Below are 19,659 nucleotides of genomic sequence, written 5' to 3' on the forward strand. Positions count from 1 at the left end.
GAATAAGCCTATGACCTGGTCAATCGTCGCGCGCGATGCCGCGACCGGCGCCTATGGCGTCGCCGTCTCGACCTGCGCCTTCGCCGTCGGCTCGCGCGTGCCCTATGGCTGCGGCCGGGTCGGTGCGATCGCGACGCAGGCCTTCGTCAACCCGCTCTACGGTGTCGATGGCCTCAGGCTGCTGCAGGAAGGGCGCTCCTCGGTCGAGATCATCGCCAACCTGACCGCGGCCGATGAAGGCCGGGCGCATCGGCAATTGCACCTGATCGACCGCGACGGCCGCACCGCCTCCTATACCGGCAATGCCTGCATCGACTGGTGCGGGGCGGTGAACGGGCCGCAGGTCTCGGTCGCCGGCAACATGCTGGCCGGTCCGGACGTCGTCCAGGAGACGCTGAAGGCCTATGTCGAGAACTCAGGGCTCGACTTCGATGAGCGGCTGCTGGTGGCGCTCGAAGCCGGCGAAAAGGCCGGCGGCGACAAGCGCGGCCGGCAGTCCTGCGCGATCCGGATCTGGGCGAGCGAGCCGGTGCCGAGCTTCGACATCAGGGTCGACGACCATGCCGATCCGCTCGCCGAACTGCGCCGGATCTGGCGGGTGGCGCATCAGCGTTCCGTGCCGTTCCAGCAGGCTTCGCCGTCAAGGGCGCGGCCTGCCGGCGTCACCGACCGGGCCGAGCTCGACCGGCTGTGCGCGGAATACGCCGAGGCGTGGAACGCGCGGCATCCGGAGTAGTGTCCGTCATTCCGGGGCGCCGCGTAGCGGCGGGCCCGGAACCATGACCACGACGTTGATCCAGTTCGTCATGCTCGCCCTTGTGGCGAGCATCCACGTCTTGAACGCTCCGCTCGATCAGTAAGGCGAAGACGTGGATGGTCGGGACAAGCCCGACCATGACGGTGAGTGCAGTGTTCATGGGTTCCGGGCTCAGGCCTTCGGCCTGCCCCGGAAAGACGGCTGACGTCACGCCGCCTTCGCCGCCCGCCCCTCAGCCGCCCACTTGGCGTACCAGCTCTTGAAGCGGCGCCATTCGGTCTCGACATAGTTGCGCTGGGCGTCGGAGAGCCTGTCGGCGTCGTTGAAATGGCGCTCATAGGCCTTGTGACCCTCCAGCACCATCAGGTGCTTGTAATAGAGCACGAGGTCGACACCCTCGTCGAAGGACGACAGTACGTACAGCGCCCGCTCCAGCTCGAGCGCGTCGCGCTCGGCCTGCGGATCGCCGGCAGCGGCCTTCTGCGAGAGCGCGACGAGGTGCAGCACTTCCTTCGGCAGCGCATTGCCGATGCCGGTGATCGCGCCGCCGGCGCCGCAGCGGATGAAGCCGTGGGTGACCTGCGTATCGACGCCGACCATCAGGGTCAGCTTCGGATCGCGGCTGGTGATGTGCTCGGCCGCATAGGTCAGCGCCGCGCCGCCGCCGAATTCCTTGAAGCCGACGAGATGCGGGAAGCGCTGGTTCAGCGCGAAGAACAGGTCGGCCTTGGTCTCGTAGCCGTAATAGGGGCTGTTGTAGATCACCGAGGGCAGGTCGACCGCGGCTTCCAGGATGCCCTCGAAATGGGCGCGCTGGGCCTGGAGCGAAGAGCCGCGCGAGAGCACGCGCGGGATGACCATCAGGCCCTGCGCGCCGGCCTGCTTGGCATGGGCGGCGAGCGCGGCGGCGCGCTTCGGGTTCTGCGCGCCGGTGCCGACGATCAGCGGGATGCCGCCCTTCACCAGGGCTTCGACGCCCTCCATGCGCTGCTCGTCGGTGAGCAGCGGCCAATCGCCCATCGAGCCGCAATAGACCACCGCCGACATGCCGGCGTCGATCAGATGGCGGCCGGTGCGCACCAGCTCGGCGTAGTCGACGTCGCCCGAGGCGGTGCAGGGGCTCATCAAAGCGGGAATGGTGCCGCTGAAGATGTTCTTGGTCATGACAGGGGTCCGCTGGCGGGAGGGAGGCGGCTGCGGACGAAGCGCCCGCAGCCAGGATAGTAGACTAAAAAATCAGGCGGTGATCGCCTTGCCGGCCTTGCGCAGGTCGGCGAGCACCGGCGCCTTGGGCAGCCAGATCTTGTCGAACTCGGCGACGACCGCCTCGGCATCCTTCGGATTGGCGAGCTTGAAGTTGGCGCCGGCCGCCTTGAACTGCTCGACCAGCTTGGGCTCGTTGACCGCGAGCGCGTCGATCTGTTCGTCGAGCGCGGCGCGGACCGTCTTCTGGATCAGCTCGCGATCGGCCGCCGGCATGCCCTGCCAGACACGGCCCGAGGCGAGCGCGATCACCGGCATGAAGATCGCGTTCATCTGCAGGATGGTCTTGGAGACCTTGTCGAAGCGCTGGTTCCAGGAGAACTCCAGGTCGGCCTCGAGCCCGTCGACCTGGCCGTTGGTCATGGCATCGAAGACCTGCGGCGTCGGGATCGGCGTCGGAGCGGCGCCGAGCAGCTGGTAGAAGTCGCGATAGACCGGCGTCGGGTTGATGCGCAGCTTCATGCCCTTGATGCCGGCGACGCCGTCGATCTCCTTGGCGGAGAACACGGCGCGCATGCCGGTGATGCCCCAGGCCAGGCCGACGCAGCCGGTCTCGCGCGGCAGCACGTCGAACAGCTTCATCGCGACGGGGTCGCGCACCAACTTGGCGATCTTGGCGGTGGAGTCGACGATATAGGGTGCGGTGATCGCGCCGATCGCCGGCACGCGCGAGCCGAGCTCGGCTGCCATGATCCAGCCCATGTCGAGCGCGCCGGACTGCATCTGCTGCAGCATCGCCGCCTCGTTGCCGAGCTGGCCGGAGTGGAAGACCGTCAGGTTCAGCCGGCCATTGGTCTCGGCCTTCAGCCGCTCGCCGACCTTGACGGCCGCGACGTTCCAGGGATGGCCGTTCGGGGTCAGGATGCCAAGGCGCAGCTCCTTGCTCTGGGCAAGCAGCAGCGCGGGCTTGGCGATCGGCAGGGTCGCCGCGGCAGCGATGAGATGACGGCGTGAAATGGTCATGACGGTACTCCCCTTATTGGTTGGCAGGCGGGTTCACTTCACCAGGGCCAGCGAGAGCCATGGGTAGATCGAGAGCAGGACCAGGAGGACGCAGGAGATGATGAAGAAGGGCAGCGTCACCAGGAACATCTTGCCGGGCTTGGCCCCCGTCACCGCGGCGGCGACGAAGAAGCACAGGCCGACTGGCGGCGAGAGCAGGCCGAGCACGAGGTTGATCACCACGACGACGCCGAAATGCCGGGGGTCGATGGCATAGACCTCGGTCGCGATCGGCAGCAGGATCGGCACCGTCATGATCAGGCCGGGGATGCCGTCGATCACCGTGCCGATCACCAGCAGGATGACGTTGACCAGCAGCATGAAGGTCACCGGATCCTTGGCGATCGCTTGGATCGAGGCGGCGACGCTCTGCGGGACCTTGCCGTAGACCAGCACCCAGGAGAACACGGCCGCTGCGGCGACGAGGAAGAGCACGATCGCCGAATAGACGCCGGCGCGCAGCATCATCTGCGGCAGCTGGCCGAAGCTGAGCTGCTTCGTCCAGTAGCGGCCGATCAGCAGCGCTGCGACCGAGCCGACGGCCGCCGCCTCCGTCGCATTGGCGAACCCGCCGAGGATCGAGCCGACGATGACGATCGGGATCAGCAGCGTCGGCGCGGCGCCCAGCACGATCTTGACCCGCTCGCGCAGGGAGAGCTTGTCGCCGGCCGGATAGTTGTAGACGAAGCCCATGCCGGCGATGATCAGGAAGAACAGGACCGTCAGAAGCACGCCCGGGACGATGCCCGACAGCAGCATGTCGCTGACCGAGACCTGGGCCAGCACGGCATAGACGACGAACATCACCGAGGGCGGGATGATCGGGCCGAGCATGCCGCCATAGGCGGTGAGGCCGGCGGCGAAGTCCTTGTCGTAGCCTTTGCGCTCCATCTCGGGGACCATGACCTGCGCCATGATCGCGACCTGGGCCGTGGCCGAGCCGAGGATCGAGGCGACGAACATGTTGGCGAGGATGTTGACATAGGCCAGCCCGCCCTTGAGCGAGCCGACGAAGGCCATGGCGAGATCGACGATGCGGCGGGTGATGCCGCCGCCATTCATGATCTCGCCGATCAGGATGAAGAGCGGGATCGCGATCAGCCCGTAGCTGTCGACGCCGCCGAACATCTGCAGCGGGTAGTTCGGCAGGAGCTGCATGTTGCCGGTCGCCGCCATGTAGATCAGCGCGCCGAGGCACAGGCACAGCGCGATCGGCACGCCGGCCAGCATGATGCCGAAGAAGGCTCCAATCGTGAGTGCCATCAGTTCACCACCCCGTCGGCATTGGCGGCGAAGCCGGGCAACTCCTGCCTGGCGACGAGGCCGAGATCCTCGAACAGGTTCGCCAGCGCATGCAGTGTCATGGTGAAGGCGAAGAGCGGCATGATCAGGTAGATCACCCAGGTCGGCCAGTTCAGCGTCTGGGTGCGCTCGGTGTAGATGAAGTTGAAGGACCCGGCGGCGTATTCCCTGGCATCGAAGCCCGCTTGCGCGATCCCGACCGGATCGAGCCAGAGCCAGCACATCACGCCGAGGCTGATGCCGAACAGCACGACGCCGAGCGTCGCGATCACCCGGAAGATCGCGGCACCACGCTCCGAGAAGCGCTCGGTCAGCATGGTCACCGCAAAATCGAGCCGCATGCGCGTCATGGCGGAGGCGCCGATGAAGGTGAGCCAGACGACGCTATAGACCGCGGATTCGTCGATCCAGTAGATCGGATAGCCGGTGTAGCGTGTGACGACGTTGAGCAGGATCAGCGCCGAGAGCAGGAACATCAGGCCCTGGATGGCGCGGTGCTCGACCCGGAGCAGTCGCCCGGACATGGCGACGATCGCCTCCGGCACGGCCATGGAGCGGCCTTTCGCCGCGACAGCTTCGTTGTTCATGCTTGCCTTCCCCTTGACGATTTGTAGATTGTATAAAATCTACGTGTCAATGGTTTTTCGCAGCGCGACCAGCTAGGGTGCCCGCGATGTCGCCTCCCCTGAAGCACCGCACACTGTCCTCGGCGATCGTCGATCGGCTCCGTCAGGAAATCCTCGACGGCAGCTACCCGGCCGGCTCGCAATTGCGGCAGGACGCGCTGGCGCAGGCCTATGAGGTCAGCCGCATCCCGGTGCGCGAGGCGCTGTTCCAGCTCGAAGCCGAGGGCTTCGTCAGGATCGTGCCGCACAAGGGCGCGATCGTTTCAGGCCTGTCGCTGGACGAGATCAACGACGTCTTCGAGCTGAGGAAGCTGCTCGAACCGCGTTTGCTCGCGAGTTCGGTGCCGACGCTGACGGCTGAGGACTTCGCCGCCGTCGCCGGGATGGAGGCTGCGTTCGAGGAGGCGATGACGGCGCGCGACATCAGCCGCTGGGGACTGCTGAACGCCGATTTCCATATGGCGCTCTACGCTCGGGCGACCCAGCCGCGTACACTCGCTATCGTGGCGGGGCTATTGCAGACCAGCGACCGCTATACGCGGCTGCAGTTGCAGCGCAGCTCCTCGATAGAGCGGGCGCGGACAGAGCACAACGAATTGATCCGGCTCAGCCGCGCCGGAGCGATGAAGGAGGCGTGCCGCCTCCTCGTCGACCATATCGAGCTGGTTAGGCGCGATCTGGTGGCGTTCCTGGAGGAACGCGGGAAGGGGTAAGAGCTCCCCTTTCCTTCATGGTCGGGCTTGTCCCGACCATCCACGTCTTCCTTCGGGCAATGCGACGTTCAAGACGTGGATGCTCGCCACAAGGGCGAGCATGACGGCGTTGTTCCCAAACGAGAGTTGATCAGGTCAGCTTACCCCTCGCCGCCACCGGCAGCTCGCCAATCAACTTGTCGCCGCGCACCGTCACCAGCCGGTCGACCATGTTGACGACGACGCAGACATGGTTCGGCACCACGCGCACGACCTCGCCGACATTGGGCCGTTCATTGCTGCCGGAGAGGTCGAGGAAGCCGTGCTCCTCGGCGAATTGCGCGATCTTGGCCAGCGGGTATTCGAGGATGTAGCCGTGTCCGTCGAGCCCGCCCTTGTCGCTGGTCAGCGTCTTCGAGCCGGAATCGAGGATGCCGCGCTCCGGCCCGGCCCGGCTGACCACCGTCGCGTAGACTGTCAGCGCGCAGTCCTCAAGCGCCGCCACCCCGGCGGCGACCTGCATGCGGTCGTTGAAGATCGAGGTGCCCGAGCGGTGCTCGGTCGAGCCCTTGAGCTTGCCGATATTGGGGATGTTGGGCGAACCGCCGGTCGAGACGATGCCGGCCTCCAGCCCGGCCTCGCGCAGGCCGGCATTGGCAGTGTCGAGGAAGTCCTGCGTCGCCGGCCAGCCGGTCTCGGGCGGGTACATCAGGAAACCGGCGAAGGTCAGCCCCTTCGACGCGGCGATCTGCTTGGCGAGCGCGACAGCCTCGCCCGGCGTCTCGACGCCGGCGCGCTTGCGGCCGGTATCGCACTCGACCACGACCTCGAGATTGCGCCCGGCGATCTCGGCGGCCTTGGGCAGGCCGGCGATGGTGACAGGATTGTCGGCCGCGACGATCATGCGGACGCGTCGTTGCAAGGCACCGAGACGCCCCAGCTTTTCCTCACCCAGAATGTTGTAGCTGATCAGGATGTCGTCGATGCCGCCATCGGCCATGACCTCGGCCTCGCCGAGCTTTTGGCAGGTGATGCCGCGCGCGCCGGCGGCGACCTGGAGCCGCGCCAGCTCGGGCGATTTATGCGTCTTGATATGCGGGCGGTTGGCGACGCCGGCCGCATCGCAGGCGGCCTGGAGCCGGGCGATGTTGGCCTCGACCTTGTCGAGGTCGATGACGACGGCCGGCGTGCCGTAGACGCGGGCGATCTCTTCTGCGAGCGCGGTCGTCACGGCAGCACCCGGACGATGACTTCGATCTCGACGGTCATATTGTTGGGCAGCGAGCCCATGCCGACAGCCGAGCGGGCATGGCGGCCGTTGTCGCCGAGCACGGCGACGAACAGGTCCGAGCAGCCATTGATGACCTTGGGGTGCTGGGCGAAGTCGGGGGCGGCATTGACCATGCCGAGCAGCTTGACCACCTCGATCTTGTCGAGCGAGCCGGCCGCCTTCTTCATCGCCGCGAGCAGGCCGAGACCGGTCTGCTTGGCATGCTCATAGGCGTCCTCGATCGAGACGTCGGCCCCAACCTTGCCGGTCGGATAGGTGCCGTCGGCACGCTTGGGGCCCTGGCCGGAGAGATAGATGAAGTCGCCGACGCGCTTGAAGCTGACATAGGTCGCGACCGGGGTCGGGACGTCCGGCAGCGTCAGGCCCAATTCCCTCAGCTTGTCATCGGCACTCATGCGTTTCTCCCATCGTCTTTCAGATCGCGGACCAGATAGCGGGCCGCATCGTCATAGCTCGCAAGCTTGCGGGCAAGGGCTTCGTCATGCGCCTCGCGAAAACCGTGGCGACGCCAGAAGCCGGCCGAGTTCCCGACGGCGACCAGCGCCATGCGGACGAAGCCCGACGCGCGGGCATGTGCTGCCAGCCGATCGACACAGGCCGAGGCGGCGCCACTGCCGCGAGCGCCCGGCAGCAGAGCAAGGTCGTGGATGTAGTAGGCATCGGCATCATCAGGCACAGTGCCGAGCAGGCTGTCGAGCGCCGGCACCTGGCCGAGCCGCCAGGGATGGCTCAGCACATAGCCGCCGAGCCCCTCCCCGCCCGCCAGCACGAGGCAGCCGGCCGGATGCAGCGCGAGCCGCTCGGCGAAGACCGGCTCGCCTTCCGGATAGTCCGGATGGACCTTTGCCGCCACGGCCATCACGGCCGGCAGGTCGGTGGCGGCCATGGGGCGCCAGGAGAGTGAGCTCTTCTCGGGCATGACTTTCGCGCAGCATCCCAACCGCGTCGTCCCGGGCGACCGCAGGGAGACCCGGGACCCATGCCTGAACCCTAGTCGGACAGGCTCCGGCATGGATCCGGATCTGCGCCACTTCGCGGCTTGTCCGGGGTGACTTGCGTTTGAGTATGCGGCTTACAAAACCGCTAGGCCGCCTCGACCTTCCTGAACTTGTTGCTGCGCTTGGGGTGCCACCAGGCACCCTTCAGCACCACGCCTTCGGAGACGATCTTCCTGTCGCCGATCAGGTGCTCGCCGACGACGTCGACATAGTCGAACTTGCCTTCCTTGATCGTCAGCACGGTCGCATCGCCGAGCGAGCCGACCTTCAGCGAGCCGTACTCCGGGCGCTTCAGCGCCATGCCGGCGTTCAGCGTCGAGGCCGCGATCACGTTGTTCAGGCTCATGCCCATGCAGAGGAACTTCGACATGGTGGTGACCTGGTCATAGGCCGGGCCGTCGATGCAGAGCTTGTGCACGTCGGAGGAGATCACGTCCGGCTCGAAGCCGTTGGCGAGCATGGCGCGCGTCGTCTTGAACGAAAACGAGCCCTTGCCGTGGCCGATGTCGAAGATGACGCCGCGCTTGCGGGCGGCGAGCACTTCGGGCTTCACCGTGCCCTGAGCGGTCGAGGGCGCGTTCGGGAAGGGGCGGAAGGCGTGGGTCAGCACGTCGCCGGGGCGCAGCATGCCGATCACTTCCTCATAGGACGGCGGCGGATGGTCGATATGGCACATCAGCGGCATGCCGACCTCGTTGGCGACCTGCAAGGCGATGTTGAGCGGCACGGTGCCCGACGTCCCCGAGGCGTGCAGTCCGACGCGGACCTTGATGCCGACGATCAGGTCGCGGTTCTTGTCGGCGACCTCGACGCAGTCGATCGGGTTCATCAGCCTGAGGTCGCCGCTCTCGCCGACCATGACGCGGTGGTCGAAGCCGTAGATGCCGGCATGCGAGACGTGGAGATAGGCGAGGATGCGCGCCTGGCTTTTCTCGATCACGTGCTTGCGGAAGCCCGGCCAGTTGCCCGGACCGGCCGAGCCGGTGTCGACCGAGGTGGTGACGCCCGAGGCGCGGCAGAACTCGTCGGCATCGATGCCGAGCGAGGTGCCGCCCCAATAGACATGGGTGTGCAGGTCGATCAGGCCGGGCGTGACGATGTAGCCGGAGACGTCGCGGATCTCCCTGGCCCCCTTCAGATCCTTGCCGAAACCCGAGACCTTGCCATCCGTGAAGGCGACATCGAGGATGCCGTCATGCTTCTGCGACGGGTCGATCACCCGTCCGCCCTTGAGGATGAGATCGTGGGTCATGACTGCTCCTTGGGAAACCGGGCGACGGCTGCGTCGCGTTCAGGCGAGGCTGGCCGTAGCGCCGTTCTGGATGATAGCGAAAGCTTCGGCGAAGTGGTTATGCAGCTCGGGAATATGGAGCTGCGAAACGGCTCGGTCCTGGATCGGATCGTATTCGGCGTCGGCGGCGCTCACGCGATCACCGCGCCCTTGCGCTCGACGATCATGCCGTAGCATTGCGGCTCGCGATGCCTGGCGAAGTTGAAGGTCGAGTTCTTGTAGCTGTTGCCGAGGTCGAGATCGCAGCGGGCGACGACGAGCTCGTCATCCTCGGTCACCGCCTGCGCCACCACTTCGCCGGTCGGGGCGATGATACAGGAGCCGCCGATCTGGTCGACGCCGGCTTCCAGTCCCGCCTTGGCGACGCCGACCACCCAGGTCGCGTTCTGATAGGCGCCGGCCTGCATGACGAGCTGGTTGTGGAAATTGCCGAGCCGATCATGGGCCGGGGCCGGCGGGTTGTGCTTGGGCGTGTTGTAGCCGAGCACGATCATCTCGACGCCCTGCAGCCCCATGACGCGATAGCTCTCGGGCCAGCGCCGGTCGTTGCAGATCATCATGCCGAGCCGCCCGCCCATGGTCTCCCAGACCGGCCAGCCGAGATTGCCGGTCTCGAAATAGCGCTTCTCGAGATTCTGGAAGACCGCGTCCGGCCGATGCTCGGGATGCCCCGGCAGATGGATCTTACGGTACTTGCCGACGATCTTGCCGGATTTGTCGACCAGGATCGCGGTGTTGAAGCGGCGCTTGCGGCCGTCCTCATGCGCGAGCTCGGGATAGCCGAGATGGAAGCCGATGCCGAGCCGCTCGGCTTCGGCGAAGAGCGGCGCCGTCTCGTTCGAGGGCATGGCGCTCTCGAAATAGGAATCGATCTCGTCTTCGTCGTCCATCCACCAATGCGGGAAGAAGGCGGTCAGCGCCGCCTCGGGATAGACGACGAGATCGCAGCCATTCGACTTTGCCTGACGCATCAGCTCGATCATGCGGGCAACAGCGGAACCGCGGCTCTCCTCGCGCTGGATCGGCCCGAGCTGGGCTGCACCGACGGTCAGGATACGAGGCATTGGAAGGCTCCTGCTGTGCTTGGTCGTTGCTCGAGGATTCCGCTGGAGGCGGGCGCCACTATCCCTGTGCGCCATTGCGCCGTTGCCGTTACGGCAATAGCGTCGGGCGTTCCCTCTGGGCTCGGTCCGGACCCGCCGGCCGCGGCTGCCGGGGCAGCATCGAGCTGCGGATCAAAGTCATGGCCACGTTCAATGTCGTCCGCTTCCGCATCAAGCTCGGGCGCGAGGACGAATTTCTCAATGCTCACCGCGAGGGAAAGGCCAACTGGCCCGGCCTCGCGCGGGGGCACATCATCAAGACCGGCGATCGAACATACTGCCTGATCGGCGAATGGGGAGACCTCGCTGCCTTGAAGGGCGCCCGCGACCAGATGATCGCGACGCTGAACAGCTTCCGCGACACGCTCGAGGATCTCGGCGGCGGGCTCGGCGTCACCGATGCGGTGTCCGGCGACGTCGTCGTCGATCTTCGCGCTTAAGCTCCGGCGGCCAGCCTCGCCACGAAAAGCAGCCGCATCCTCACGCGCACGAATTCGCCCGGATACGGGCGAATTCGCTGTACGGATCGGGCTTTGAACAGGCCCGACGGCAACGCATGACATGACGCCGGACCGCCTTCAGATGCTCTTGGCCAGCCGCGGATCGAGCGAGTCGCGCAGACCGTCGCCGAGCAGGTTCACGGCGAGCACGGTGATCGACAGGAACAGCGCCGGGAAGAAGACGATGTGCGGCCGGACCTGCCAGAGCGCCCTGCCCTCGGCCATGATGTTGCCCCAGGACGGCGTCGCCGGCGGCACGCCGGCCCCGATGAAGGACAGGATCGCCTCGATGATCATCGCGCTGGCGCAGATATAGGTCGCCTGCACCGTCATCGGCGCGATCGTGTTGGGCAGGATGTGCTTGATGATGATGCGCGGCACGCGGGCGCCGTTCGAGATCGCTGCCTCGACATAGGGCTGCTCGCGCAGGGAGAGCACGACCGATCGCACCAGGCGGGCGACGCGCGGGATCTCGGCGATGGTGATGGCGAGGATGACGTTGCCGACCGAACCGCGCGTCAGCGCCATGAGGGCGATGGCGAGCAGGATCGGCGGGATCGACATCATGCCGTCGATGACGCGCATGACGATGCCGTCGGCCCAGCGCACGAAGCCGGAGAACAGCCCGATCGCCAGACCCGCGATCGAGGCCAGGATCGCGACCGAGAAGCCGACGATGAGCGAGACGCGGGCGCCGTAGACGACGCGCGAATAGATGTCTCGGCCGAGCATGTCAGTGCCGAACCAGTACAATTCGGACGGCACGCGCGTGCGCCTGGAGGTGGCGATCGCCGTCGGATCGACCGTGAAGAGCAGCGGCGCGAAGACGGCGATGAAGATCATCAGCAGCAGGAGGAAGCCGCCGATCGCGACAGACGGGTGCTTGCGCAGATAGGAGCGCTTGGGCGGCTTGACGGCCGCGCCGATTTCATCCGCCAGGGGCAGTGGGGCAGCTGGAGCGGTCAATAGCGTATCCTCGGGTCGACGAGGGTGTAGATCAGGTCGACGGCCAGGTTCACCAGCACGTAGACGAAGGAGAAGATCAGCACGACGCCCTGGATGACCGGATAGTCGCGCCGCAGGATCGCATCGAGCGTCAGCCGCCCGAGTCCCGGAATGGCGAAGACGCTCTCGGTGACGACGGCGCCGCCGATCAGCAGCGCGACGCCGATGCCGATGATGGTCACGACCGGCACGGCCGCGTTCTTCAGCGAATGCAGGAAGAGCACGTCACGGTTGCCGACGCCCTTGGCCTGGGCGGTGCGGACATAGTCCTGCTGCAGCACCTCGAGCATGGTGGCGCGGGTGATGCGCGCGATCAGCGCGATATAGACCGTGCCCAACGTGATCGAGGGCAGGATCAGGTTCTTGAACCAGGGCCAGATACCCTGCGAGATCGGCGTGTAGCCCTGCACCGGTACCCAGTCGAGCTTGAGCGCGAAGACATAGGCGAGCAGGTAACCGATCACGAAGACCGGGACCGAAAAGCCGAACACGGCAAAGCCGACCACGGCGCGGTCGACCCAGGTGCCGGCCTTCCAGGCGGCGATGACGCCGAGCGGCACGGCGATCGAAACCGCCAGGATCAGCGTCAGCACCATCAGCGACAAGGTCGGCTCGATGCGCTGGCCAATCAATTGCGTCACCGGCAGCGAGGTGAAGATCGAGGTGCCGAGATCACCCTGCAGCACCCGGAAGAACCATTCGCCGAAGCGGACCAGATAGGGCCGGTCAAGGCCGAGGCTGGCGCGGATGCGCTCGACGTCGGCAGGCGAGGCCTGGTCACCGGCAATCACGGCCGCCGGATCGCCCGGCGCGATGTAGAGAAGCGAGAAGACGAACAGCGCCACGAAAGCCATGACGGGGATCGTTGTGATGATGCGTCGGACGATGAATGAGAGCATCGAAACCCTGAGTTGCCGCTGCTGGTGCCGGGCCAATCGGGATCTGAAGTCCCGACAGGCCCGGCGGGCGTTGTTTGAGCCGAGCCGCCGCCAAAGGTCGGGGCTCGGGCCTGCTCGCTCTCAGGCCTTCGACACGCCCCAGAACACCGGGAAGGGACCGCTGGTCACGCCTTGCACGTTCTTCCGCCAGGCCTGATAGCCGAGATAAAAGCCGGTCGGTGCGTAGACGACGTTCTGGACGGCTGCCTTATTGAGGCGGCCCATCACCGCCTTCTCCTCGGCGAGGTCCTTGGCGTTGAACCAGTTGGTGACCTCCTTCTCGACGTCAGGCACGTCAGGCCAGCCGAACCAGGCCTTGTCGCCATTGGCGCGGATCGCCGTGTAGGAGGCCGGATTCACGCAGTCGGCGCCGGCGTGCCAAGTATGGAACATGCTCCAGCCGCCCTGGCTCGGAGGCGTCTTCTGGGCGCGCCGGGCGCCGACCGTACCCCAGTCGGTGGCGACGAACTCGACCTTCATGCCGATGCTCTTGAGCAGTTCGGCGGTGACATCGCCCATCGACTTGGTGGCAGCCATGTCCTGCGCCACCACGCAGATCACCGGCTCGTCCTTGTAGCCCGACTCCGCCAGCAGCTTCTTGGCTGCGGCGACGTTCTTCATCTTGAGCATCTCGCCGCCCTCTTCGGTATAGAGCGGGGTGCCAGGGGTGAAGAAACTCGCCATCGGCTTCCAAAGCTTGTCGTCGTCGCCGACGATCGCACGCATGTAGTCTTCCTGGTTCAGCGCCGTCAGCACCGCCTGGCGCACCTTCAGATTGTTGAAGGGCGGATGCAGATGGTTCATCCGGAAGGCGCCGATATTGCCGAGCGGGTCGCCGATATCGACGTTGATGTCCTTGTGGCCCTTGAGCACCGGCACGAGGTCGGAGAGAGCGGTCTCCCACCAATCGACCTCGCCGCTCTGCAACGCCGCGGCCGCGGTGGCAGCATCGGGGATGATCACCCATTCGACGCGGTCGAGCAGCATCTTCTTGCCACCAGAGAGCCAGGAGGGGGCTTCCTCGCGCGGCGCATAGTCGGCGAACTTCTCGAAGACCGCTTTGGCGCCCGGCACCCATTCGCTGCGCAGGAACTTCATCGGCCCCGAGCCGACATATTCGGTGATCTGCGTGAACGGATCGGTCTTGGCGATGCGCTCCGGCATGATGAAGGTGCAGGGCGAATTATTCTTGGCGAGCGCGAACAGCATCTTCGGATAGGGCTGCTTGAGCACCCATTTGAAGGTCCGGTCGTCGACCGCGGTGATCTCGTTCTGGATCGCGCGAATCATCAGGCCCATCGGATCGCGGGCCGACCAGCGGATCAGGCTCGCCACCACGTCCTTGGCGAGCACCGGGGTGCCGTCATGGAATTTGAGACCGGAACGGAGCTTGAAGGTCCAGGTCAGGCCGTCGGCCGAGACCTCCTCGCCCTCGGTCATCTGGCGCTTGGGCTGGAACTTGTCATCAATGCCGTAGAGCGTGTCCCAGACCAGCAGCGCAGCGTTACGGACGACGTATTGCGTTCCCCAGATCGGGTCGAAATTGGCGAGGTTGGCCTGCGGCACGAAGCGCAGCGTCTTGGCTGCCGCACCTTGCGAGAGCGCCGGCATGGCGAGGCCGCCGGTCGCTGCCAGAACGCCGGTTCCGGCGGCGGTCTTCAGAAAATTCCTGCGGTCCATCTTTTACTCTCCCCTGAAGCGGCGGCCTCTGATCGGGCGACCTTGCCTAGAGTGTGGGCAGAAAAATCTGCACCTGACAACACGCTTGACGGGTCGCTACGACAAGAATTGACCCTGCAGGGTTCGTGCCAGACGGAACCGGTTTGCGGCTCACGACATCGTTTGCAAGCAAACGACACGCAAAGCCGGGGGGCCGGCGCAGAAAATTGCGCCGATCCGCTTAAATCGATTTGATCGGTGCATCGACACGCGCGAACGGGCGCACAGATTCCAACGATGCAGCCGCCTGCATGACGAGCGCATCGTGCCCGAAGGCGCCAACGATCTGCAGGCTCGCCGGCAACCCGGCCGAGGTCAGCCCACAGGGCACGGCGGCAGCCGGCTGCTGGGTGATGTTGAACGGGTAGGTCAGCGGCGTCCAGCGCGTCCAGTCCTCGCCATAGCCGCCATGCTCGGGCGTGTTGCGGCCGACAGCGAAGGCAGGCAACGGCAAGGTCGGCGTCAGCAACAAATCGAAGCGCTCATGGAACTGCGCCATCTGGTAGGCGAGCGCGTTGCGTTGGTACAGCAAGGCATCGACATAGGCCGCTCCGTCGATCCGCTCGCCCGTCTCGGCGACGGCGACGAGGCCCGGATCCATCTGCGCGCGCCCGGCCGCATCGGTGCTGCGCAGGGCCAGGGCCGCACCGGCCGACCAAAGCGTCATCAGCGTTTCGATCGGATCATCGAAGCCGGGGTCGACCTCCTCGACGGTCGCCCCCAGTTCGCGGAAGGTCAGCGCCGCCGCATGCGTCAGGGCCGCAATCTCCGGATCGACCAGAGCATCGCTGCCGAGGCGCGGCGACCAGGCGATGCGCAGGCCGCGCACGCCGCGATCGAGCTCCGCCGTGAAATCGGGAGGCATATCCTTGAACGCCGTCATGTCGCGGGCATCGGGCCGGCCGATCGCGTTCATCGCGAGGGCGGAATCGCGCACGGTGCGGGTCAGCGGGCCGAGATGGGCGAGGAAGCCCATTACCGAGGCGGGCCAGGCCGGGACGCGGCCATAGGTCGGCTTGAGACCGAAGACGCCGCAAAAAGCGGCAGGAATGCGCACCGAGCCGGCGCCATCGGTGCCGAGATGGATGCAGCCGAGATTGAGCGCCGCGGCGACAGCCGCGCCCGAGGAGGAGCCGCCCGGGCCGGTCGAGACGTCCCAGGGATTGCGGGTGATGCCGGAAAGGGGCGAATCACCGACGCCCTTCCAGCCATATTCCGGCATCGTCGTCTTGCCGAGGAAGACGCAGCCGGCTTCGCGCAGCCGCGCCGTCGCTGGGGCGTCCTGCTGGAACGGCGCATCGGAGGCGATCGCCGAGCCACGACGCATCGGCCAGCCGGCGACGCCGAGATTGTCCTTGATCGTCACCGGCACGCCGTCGAGCGGGCCGAGCGCCTCGCCCTTCAGCCAGCGGCCTTCCGCAGCTTGCGCCATGGCGAGCGTCACGGGCTCGTCGCGGACGACGAAGGCGTTCACCTCCGGTTCGAAGCGCTCGATGCGGGCGAGCGCGTCCCTGGCGACCTCGACCGGCGAGAGCTCACGCGCAGCGTAGAGGCCGCCCAGCTCGGCGGCGGACAGCGAAGCGATGGTGGTCATTGGAACATCCCCGTCAGACGTTGGCGGCGCGCCAGGCGGCGCTGAGCAGGACATTGGCGCCGGCGACCATGTCGTCGTCGCTGCTGAGCTCGGCCGGGTTGTGCGAGAGCCCGCCGATCGAGGGGATGAAGACCATCGCCGTCGGGCAGAGGCGCGACATCATCTGGGCGTCGTGGCCGGCGCCCGAGATCATCCGGCGGATCGGCAGGCCGAACTCGGCGGCGCTCGCCTCGACGCTGGCGATCAGCTCTTCGGCAAAGGGCGTCGCCGGGAAGCGGGCGAGATCGCGGAAGCTGATCGAAATATCGTCGCGCGCCGACAATTCGGCGCAGAACTTGCGCACAGCAGCCTCGGCCTCAGCCAGAGGCGTATCCAGCGGATTGCGCAGGTCGAGCGTCATCACCACGGTCTCGGGCACGACGTTAACGTTGCCGGGCCAGGTGCGGATCACGCCGGAATTGGCGAGCTGGCCGGGGATCGTCTTGGTCAGCTCATTGGCGAAGATGTTGATTCGCGCCGCCGCGAGGCCGGGGTCCTTGCGATAGCGCATCGGCGTGGTGCCGGCATGGCTCGGCCGTCCCGTCAGCGTCAGCTCGAGCCAGCAGATCGCCTGGATGCCGGTGACGGCGCCGAGCCCGCCGCCTTCGCTCTCCAGCACCGGCCCCTGCTCGATATGCAGTTCGAGATAGGCATGCGCCGGCAGGAAGCCGGGCTGCTCCGGCCCGTGATAGCCGATGCGCGTCAACTCGGTCCCGAGCACGGCGCCGTCGGAGTCCAGCTCGGCATGGGCGGCCTCGACGCTCATGCCGCCGGCCCAGACATAGGAGCCGAGCATGTCGGGATGGAAGCGCGCGCCTTCCTCATTGGTGAAGGCGATCACCGCCATGTCGCGCTTCGGGGTCACGCCGGCATCGCGCAAGGCCGCCAGCACCTCGACGCCGCCGATCACACCGAGTGCGCCGTCGAAGCGCCCGCCGGTACCGACCGTGTCGATATGCGAGCCCATGATCACTGCCGGCCCGTCCTCCTGGCCCTTCAGGATGCCGACGATGTTGCCGATCGCATCGACGCGGACATCGAGGCCGAGCGCCTTCAACTCGCCGACCAGCCAGTCGCGCCCCGCCTTGTCCTCATCGGTCAGCGCCAGGCGCCGGCAGCCGCCCTCGGGCGTCGCCCCGATCCGCGACAGGGCCGCCAGCCGCGAGAGCAGGCGCTCCCCGTCGATCCGCAAATTGGTGCTCATCGCGTCGGCTCTCCATAGGCGCGGGTCAATTCAGATGCCCAGCAGGCCGGAACCGGGCGGCTGGCGCAAGAGGCAGAATCAGCGACATGGCGCGGGCCGGCAGCGCGCCACGCGCAGGGCGCGGCCCGCCCCGGCGCGGCGGGGCCTTTGAAGACGCAATCTGCACAGATAAAAGGCAGTCATCATGTCGCAGATCGCCCTGCCTTACCGGTCGGCGAGCCCCTGGCTCACCGAGGTCAAAGCCATGCTGGCCCTGAGCTGGCCGATGGTGCTGACCAATGTCGCCCAGACGGCAATGACGGCGACCGACGTCATCATGATGGGCCATCTCGGCCCCGACTCGCTGGCTGCCGGCGCGCTGGCCTCCAATCTCTACATGGCCTTCCTGATCTTCGGCATCGGCGTGATGGCCGCCGTCGCACCGATGGTCGCGATCGAGCTCGGGCGGAACCGGCATTCGGTGCGCGATGTGCGCCGCACAGTGCGCCAGGGCTTCTGGGTGGCGGCGACCATGGCCGGGCCGATGTGGCTCTGCCTCTGGCAGGCGGAGACGATCCTGACGGCCATGGGCCAGAATCCGGCGCTGGCGAAAGCGGCCGCTTCCTATCTGCACACGCTGCAATGGGGGCTGCTGCCTTTCTACTTCTATCTTGCGTTGCGCGGCTTCCTCGCAGCGCTGCAGCGGCCGTTCTGGGTCTTCGTGACCGTACTCTTCGCCGTCGCCTTCAACGCCTTCGCCAACTGGGTGCTGATGTTCGGCCGACTCGGTTTCCCGGCGCTCGGCCTGCCCGGCTCGGGGGTGGCGACGGCGCTGGCCTCGACCCTGATGTTCGCCGGCCTCGCGCTGGTGGTCTCGCTCGACCGGCGCTTCCGGCGCTATCACCTGTTCGGCCGGTTCTGGCGGGCGGACTGGAGCCGCTATCGCGCCTTCTGGCGGCTGGGCCTGCCGATCGGCACCACGGTCGGCTTCGAAGTCTGGATCTTCAACGGCGCCGCCTTCCTGATGGGCCTGCTCGGCCCGACCTCGCTGGCCGCCCATGCGATCGCGATCCAGATCGCCTCGCTCTGCTTCATGGTCCCGATGGGGATCGGCCAGGCCGGAACGGTCCGGGTCGGCCATGCCTTCGGCGCCGGCGACAGCCAAGGCATCACCCGGGCGGGCGCTACGGCGCTCGGGCTCGCCACCGCCTTCATGTGCTTCACCGCCCTGCTGATGCTCGTGATCCCGCACTGGCTGGTCGTGCCCTTCCTCGACCCCAGCAAGCCGCGCGCCGCCGAAGTGGCTGAACTGGCCGTACTGTTCCTGTTCTACGCGGCGATCTTCCAGATCGTCGACGGTGTGCAGGTGGTCGGCGTCTCGATCCTGCGCGGCCTGCGCGACACGCGCGTGCCGATGCTGTTCGCCGGCCTCGGCTATTGGGGCATCGGCCTGCCGCTCTCGGCCGCGCTCGGCTTCCTGACGCCGCTGGCCGGAGCCGGAATCTGGATCGGGCTCGCGACCGGCCTTGCGGTCGTCGCCGCCCTGATGCTGGCGCGCTGGTCCGCCCGCGAACGCCTCGGGCTGACGCGGGGGGCCGGCCAGGCGGCGATCGAACCTTAGAGACCGCTTTACCGATCAGGTTGATTCAACCTGATCGGCTCTGACCGCAGCGGAGCGATAACGATCCGCTAACTGTGAGTTGCATTTTCACGTGCTCTGACGGAGAATTCCCGACGCGATCCCTCATGATGCCTCGCTCAAAAGGGGGAGGTCGTGACACCACAGGACATCGCGCTGATCCGGTCGACTTTCGCGCAATTGCATCGGCGCAAGATCGAGACGGCATGCCTGTTCTATGAGCGGCTGTTCACCACTGCGCCGAGCACGCGCGCTCTGTTCAAGGCCGACATCGAGACGCAGGCGGCGAAGCTGATGGAGACGCTGATGGTGGCGCTCGCCATGCTGAACGATCCAGCCGGCCTCACCGCTCTGCTCACGCACTTGGGCGAACGCCATCGCGGCTACGGGGTTCGGCCGTCTCACTACGACGCCGTCCGCAGCGCCCTGATCTGGACGTTGGAGACTTCGCTCGGAAACGAGTTCACGATGCAGGCGCGAGCGGCCTGGACCGAGCTCTATGATCAGATGGCGGCGACCATGCTCGCCGCCGGTGCGGCGAGCCAGCGCTCGGCCTGAGCGTCGTTGCGCCTCACCGCCGCCCGCTCAGAACTCCTCCCAGCCCGTATCGTCCGCGCGGCCATTGGCGGCCTTGCGGGCTGGTGCAGGCGCGGCCTTGCTCTGGGCGAAGGCGGCCTCGGCGAGCTGGCGCAGGCGCTCCGGCTCGGAGTCGCGACC

20 protein-coding genes are annotated in these 19,659 nt (G+C 66.6%); 5 read left to right on the top strand and 15 right to left on the bottom strand.

All coding sequences use genetic code 11. The features are described from left to right. Positions 1–10: 10 nt before the first annotated feature. Positions 11–736: a DUF1028 domain-containing protein gene (locus BMZ69_RS21545; protein ID WP_092160606.1), complete on the top strand. Its 726-nt coding sequence runs from the start codon at positions 11–13 to the stop codon at positions 734–736. Between the two features lie 228 nt (positions 737–964). On the opposite strand, the gene BMZ69_RS21550 is transcribed toward BMZ69_RS21545, so the two are convergent. The 4 genes from BMZ69_RS21550 to BMZ69_RS21565 all read right to left on the bottom strand — a co-directional run bounded on the left by BMZ69_RS21550 (position 965) and on the right by BMZ69_RS21565 (position 4,911). Beyond that, complete coding sequence (locus tag BMZ69_RS21550) at positions 965–1,921, bottom strand: dihydrodipicolinate synthase family protein (protein WP_092160609.1); 957 nt, start codon at positions 1,919–1,921, stop codon at positions 965–967. A 72-nt stretch (positions 1,922–1,993) separates the two neighbouring features. Further along, positions 1,994–2,983: a TRAP transporter substrate-binding protein gene (locus BMZ69_RS21555; RefSeq protein WP_092160611.1), complete on the bottom strand. Its 990-nt coding sequence runs from the start codon at positions 2,981–2,983 to the stop codon at positions 1,994–1,996. Positions 2,984–3,016: 33 nt separating this feature from the next. Then, complete coding sequence (locus tag BMZ69_RS21560) at positions 3,017–4,285, bottom strand: TRAP transporter large permease (RefSeq protein WP_092160614.1); 1,269 nt, start codon at positions 4,283–4,285, stop codon at positions 3,017–3,019. Beyond that, positions 4,285–4,911 (bottom strand): TRAP transporter small permease, encoded by a 627-nt coding sequence (locus tag BMZ69_RS21565; RefSeq protein WP_092160616.1) that lies wholly within the window; start codon positions 4,909–4,911, stop codon positions 4,285–4,287. The genes BMZ69_RS21560 and BMZ69_RS21565 overlap by 1 nt, the downstream gene beginning before the upstream one ends. Before the next feature lie 86 nt (positions 4,912–4,997). Here BMZ69_RS21565 and BMZ69_RS21570 point away from each other — a divergent pair, with 86 nt between their 5' ends. Continuing rightward, complete coding sequence (locus BMZ69_RS21570; protein ID WP_092160618.1) at positions 4,998–5,663, top strand: GntR family transcriptional regulator; 666 nt, start codon at positions 4,998–5,000, stop codon at positions 5,661–5,663. 130 nt (positions 5,664–5,793) lie between these two features. On the opposite strand, the gene BMZ69_RS21575 is transcribed toward BMZ69_RS21570, so the two are convergent. From BMZ69_RS21575 to BMZ69_RS21595, 6 genes are all read right to left on the bottom strand, one after another. After that, positions 5,794–6,873, bottom strand: a complete 1,080-nt coding sequence (locus tag BMZ69_RS21575) for an alanine racemase (protein WP_092160620.1) — start codon at positions 6,871–6,873, stop codon at positions 5,794–5,796. After that, positions 6,870–7,328, bottom strand: a complete 459-nt coding sequence (locus tag BMZ69_RS21580) for a RidA family protein (RefSeq protein WP_092160622.1) — start codon at positions 7,326–7,328, stop codon at positions 6,870–6,872. The genes BMZ69_RS21575 and BMZ69_RS21580 overlap by 4 nt, the downstream gene beginning before the upstream one ends. Next, positions 7,325–7,852 carry a GNAT family N-acetyltransferase gene (locus BMZ69_RS21585; RefSeq protein WP_210188062.1) on the bottom strand — a complete coding sequence of 176 codons (528 nt, stop codon included), beginning with the start codon at positions 7,850–7,852 and terminating at the stop codon, positions 7,325–7,327. Before BMZ69_RS21585 ends, BMZ69_RS21580 begins: the two co-directional genes overlap by 4 nt. A 164-nt stretch (positions 7,853–8,016) precedes the next feature. Continuing rightward, positions 8,017–9,183 (bottom strand): amidohydrolase/deacetylase family metallohydrolase, encoded by a 1,167-nt coding sequence (locus tag BMZ69_RS21590; protein WP_092160625.1) that lies wholly within the window; start codon positions 9,181–9,183, stop codon positions 8,017–8,019. Between the two features lie 39 nt (positions 9,184–9,222). Beyond that, entirely contained in the window at positions 9,223–9,357 is a 135-nt protein-coding gene (locus BMZ69_RS32405; protein WP_280142123.1) for a hypothetical protein, read from the bottom strand. Beyond that, entirely contained in the window at positions 9,354–10,286 is a 933-nt protein-coding gene (locus BMZ69_RS21595) for an N-carbamoyl-D-amino-acid hydrolase (RefSeq protein WP_092160626.1), read from the bottom strand. Before BMZ69_RS21595 ends, BMZ69_RS32405 begins: the two co-directional genes overlap by 4 nt. A 179-nt stretch (positions 10,287–10,465) precedes the next feature. On the opposite strand from BMZ69_RS21595, the gene BMZ69_RS21600 reads away from it, so the two are divergent. Then, a complete protein-coding gene (locus BMZ69_RS21600; protein WP_092160628.1) occupies positions 10,466–10,765 on the top strand; it encodes a DUF718 domain-containing protein in 300 nt (99 codons plus the stop codon). A gap of 138 nt (positions 10,766–10,903) precedes the next feature. Here BMZ69_RS21600 and BMZ69_RS21605 read toward each other — a convergent pair whose 3' ends face one another. The 5 genes from BMZ69_RS21605 to BMZ69_RS21625 form a co-directional block, all read right to left on the bottom strand. After that, positions 10,904–11,770: an ABC transporter permease gene (locus tag BMZ69_RS21605; RefSeq protein WP_244543467.1), complete on the bottom strand. Its 867-nt coding sequence runs from the start codon at positions 11,768–11,770 to the stop codon at positions 10,904–10,906. 17 nt (positions 11,771–11,787) lie between these two features. Then, positions 11,788–12,729, bottom strand: a complete 942-nt coding sequence (locus BMZ69_RS21610) for an ABC transporter permease (protein WP_092160635.1) — start codon at positions 12,727–12,729, stop codon at positions 11,788–11,790. 120 nt (positions 12,730–12,849) lie between these two features. Further along, complete coding sequence (locus tag BMZ69_RS21615; protein ID WP_092160639.1) at positions 12,850–14,448, bottom strand: ABC transporter substrate-binding protein; 1,599 nt, start codon at positions 14,446–14,448, stop codon at positions 12,850–12,852. Positions 14,449–14,668: 220 nt separating this feature from the next. Beyond that, positions 14,669–16,081, bottom strand: a complete 1,413-nt coding sequence (locus BMZ69_RS21620; RefSeq protein ID WP_092160642.1) for an amidase — start codon at positions 16,079–16,081, stop codon at positions 14,669–14,671. 13 nt (positions 16,082–16,094) lie between these two features. Next, positions 16,095–17,324, bottom strand: coding sequence for a M20 family metallo-hydrolase (locus BMZ69_RS21625; protein ID WP_092160646.1), 1,230 nt, complete (start codon positions 17,322–17,324; stop codon positions 16,095–16,097). Positions 17,325–17,508: 184 nt separating this feature from the next. Here BMZ69_RS21625 and BMZ69_RS21630 point away from each other — a divergent pair, with 184 nt between their 5' ends. Both BMZ69_RS21630 and BMZ69_RS21635 read left to right on the top strand, forming a co-directional pair. Next, positions 17,509–18,924, top strand: coding sequence for an MATE family efflux transporter (locus BMZ69_RS21630; protein WP_092160649.1), 1,416 nt, complete (start codon positions 17,509–17,511; stop codon positions 18,922–18,924). Between the two features lie 153 nt (positions 18,925–19,077). Then, positions 19,078–19,500, top strand: a complete 423-nt coding sequence (locus tag BMZ69_RS21635) for a globin domain-containing protein (protein WP_092160652.1) — start codon at positions 19,078–19,080, stop codon at positions 19,498–19,500. The last annotated feature ends 159 nt before the right edge of the window (positions 19,501–19,659 follow it).

This window comes from Allobosea sp. CRIB-10 (assembly GCF_900112185.1).
GTDB lineage: Bacteria > Pseudomonadota > Alphaproteobacteria > Rhizobiales > Beijerinckiaceae > Allobosea.

Bases quoted from the DNA above. Each gene is read 5' to 3' on its own strand.
- BMZ69_RS21590 (WP_092160625.1), bottom strand. From the start codon at position 9,183: ATGACCCACGATCTCATCCTCAAGGGCGGACGGGTGATCGACCCGTCG.
- BMZ69_RS21620 (WP_092160642.1), bottom strand. From the start codon at position 16,081: ATGACCACCATCGCTTCGCTGTCCGCCGCCGAGCTGGGCGGCCTCTAC.
- BMZ69_RS21560 (WP_092160614.1), bottom strand. From the start codon at position 4,285: ATGGCACTCACGATTGGAGCCTTCTTCGGCATCATGCTGGCCGGCGTG.
- BMZ69_RS21580 (WP_092160622.1), bottom strand. From the start codon at position 7,328: ATGAGTGCCGATGACAAGCTGAGGGAATTGGGCCTGACGCTGCCGGAC.
- BMZ69_RS21585 (WP_210188062.1), bottom strand. From the start codon at position 7,852: ATGCCCGAGAAGAGCTCACTCTCCTGGCGCCCCATGGCCGCCACCGAC.
- BMZ69_RS21630 (WP_092160649.1), top strand. From the start codon at position 17,509: ATGTCGCAGATCGCCCTGCCTTACCGGTCGGCGAGCCCCTGGCTCACC.
- BMZ69_RS21570 (WP_092160618.1), top strand. From the start codon at position 4,998: ATGTCGCCTCCCCTGAAGCACCGCACACTGTCCTCGGCGATCGTCGAT.
- BMZ69_RS21610 (WP_092160635.1), bottom strand. From the start codon at position 12,729: ATGCTCTCATTCATCGTCCGACGCATCATCACAACGATCCCCGTCATG.
- BMZ69_RS21565 (WP_092160616.1), bottom strand. From the start codon at position 4,911: ATGAACAACGAAGCTGTCGCGGCGAAAGGCCGCTCCATGGCCGTGCCG.
- BMZ69_RS21545 (WP_092160606.1), top strand. From the start codon at position 11: ATGACCTGGTCAATCGTCGCGCGCGATGCCGCGACCGGCGCCTATGGC.
- BMZ69_RS21595 (WP_092160626.1), bottom strand. From the start codon at position 10,286: ATGCCTCGTATCCTGACCGTCGGTGCAGCCCAGCTCGGGCCGATCCAG.
- BMZ69_RS21555 (WP_092160611.1), bottom strand. From the start codon at position 2,983: ATGACCATTTCACGCCGTCATCTCATCGCTGCCGCGGCGACCCTGCCG.
- BMZ69_RS21615 (WP_092160639.1), bottom strand. From the start codon at position 14,448: ATGGACCGCAGGAATTTTCTGAAGACCGCCGCCGGAACCGGCGTTCTG.
- BMZ69_RS21550 (WP_092160609.1), bottom strand. From the start codon at position 1,921: ATGACCAAGAACATCTTCAGCGGCACCATTCCCGCTTTGATGAGCCCC.
- BMZ69_RS21600 (WP_092160628.1), top strand. From the start codon at position 10,466: ATGGCCACGTTCAATGTCGTCCGCTTCCGCATCAAGCTCGGGCGCGAG.
- BMZ69_RS21625 (WP_092160646.1), bottom strand. From the start codon at position 17,324: ATGAGCACCAATTTGCGGATCGACGGGGAGCGCCTGCTCTCGCGGCTG.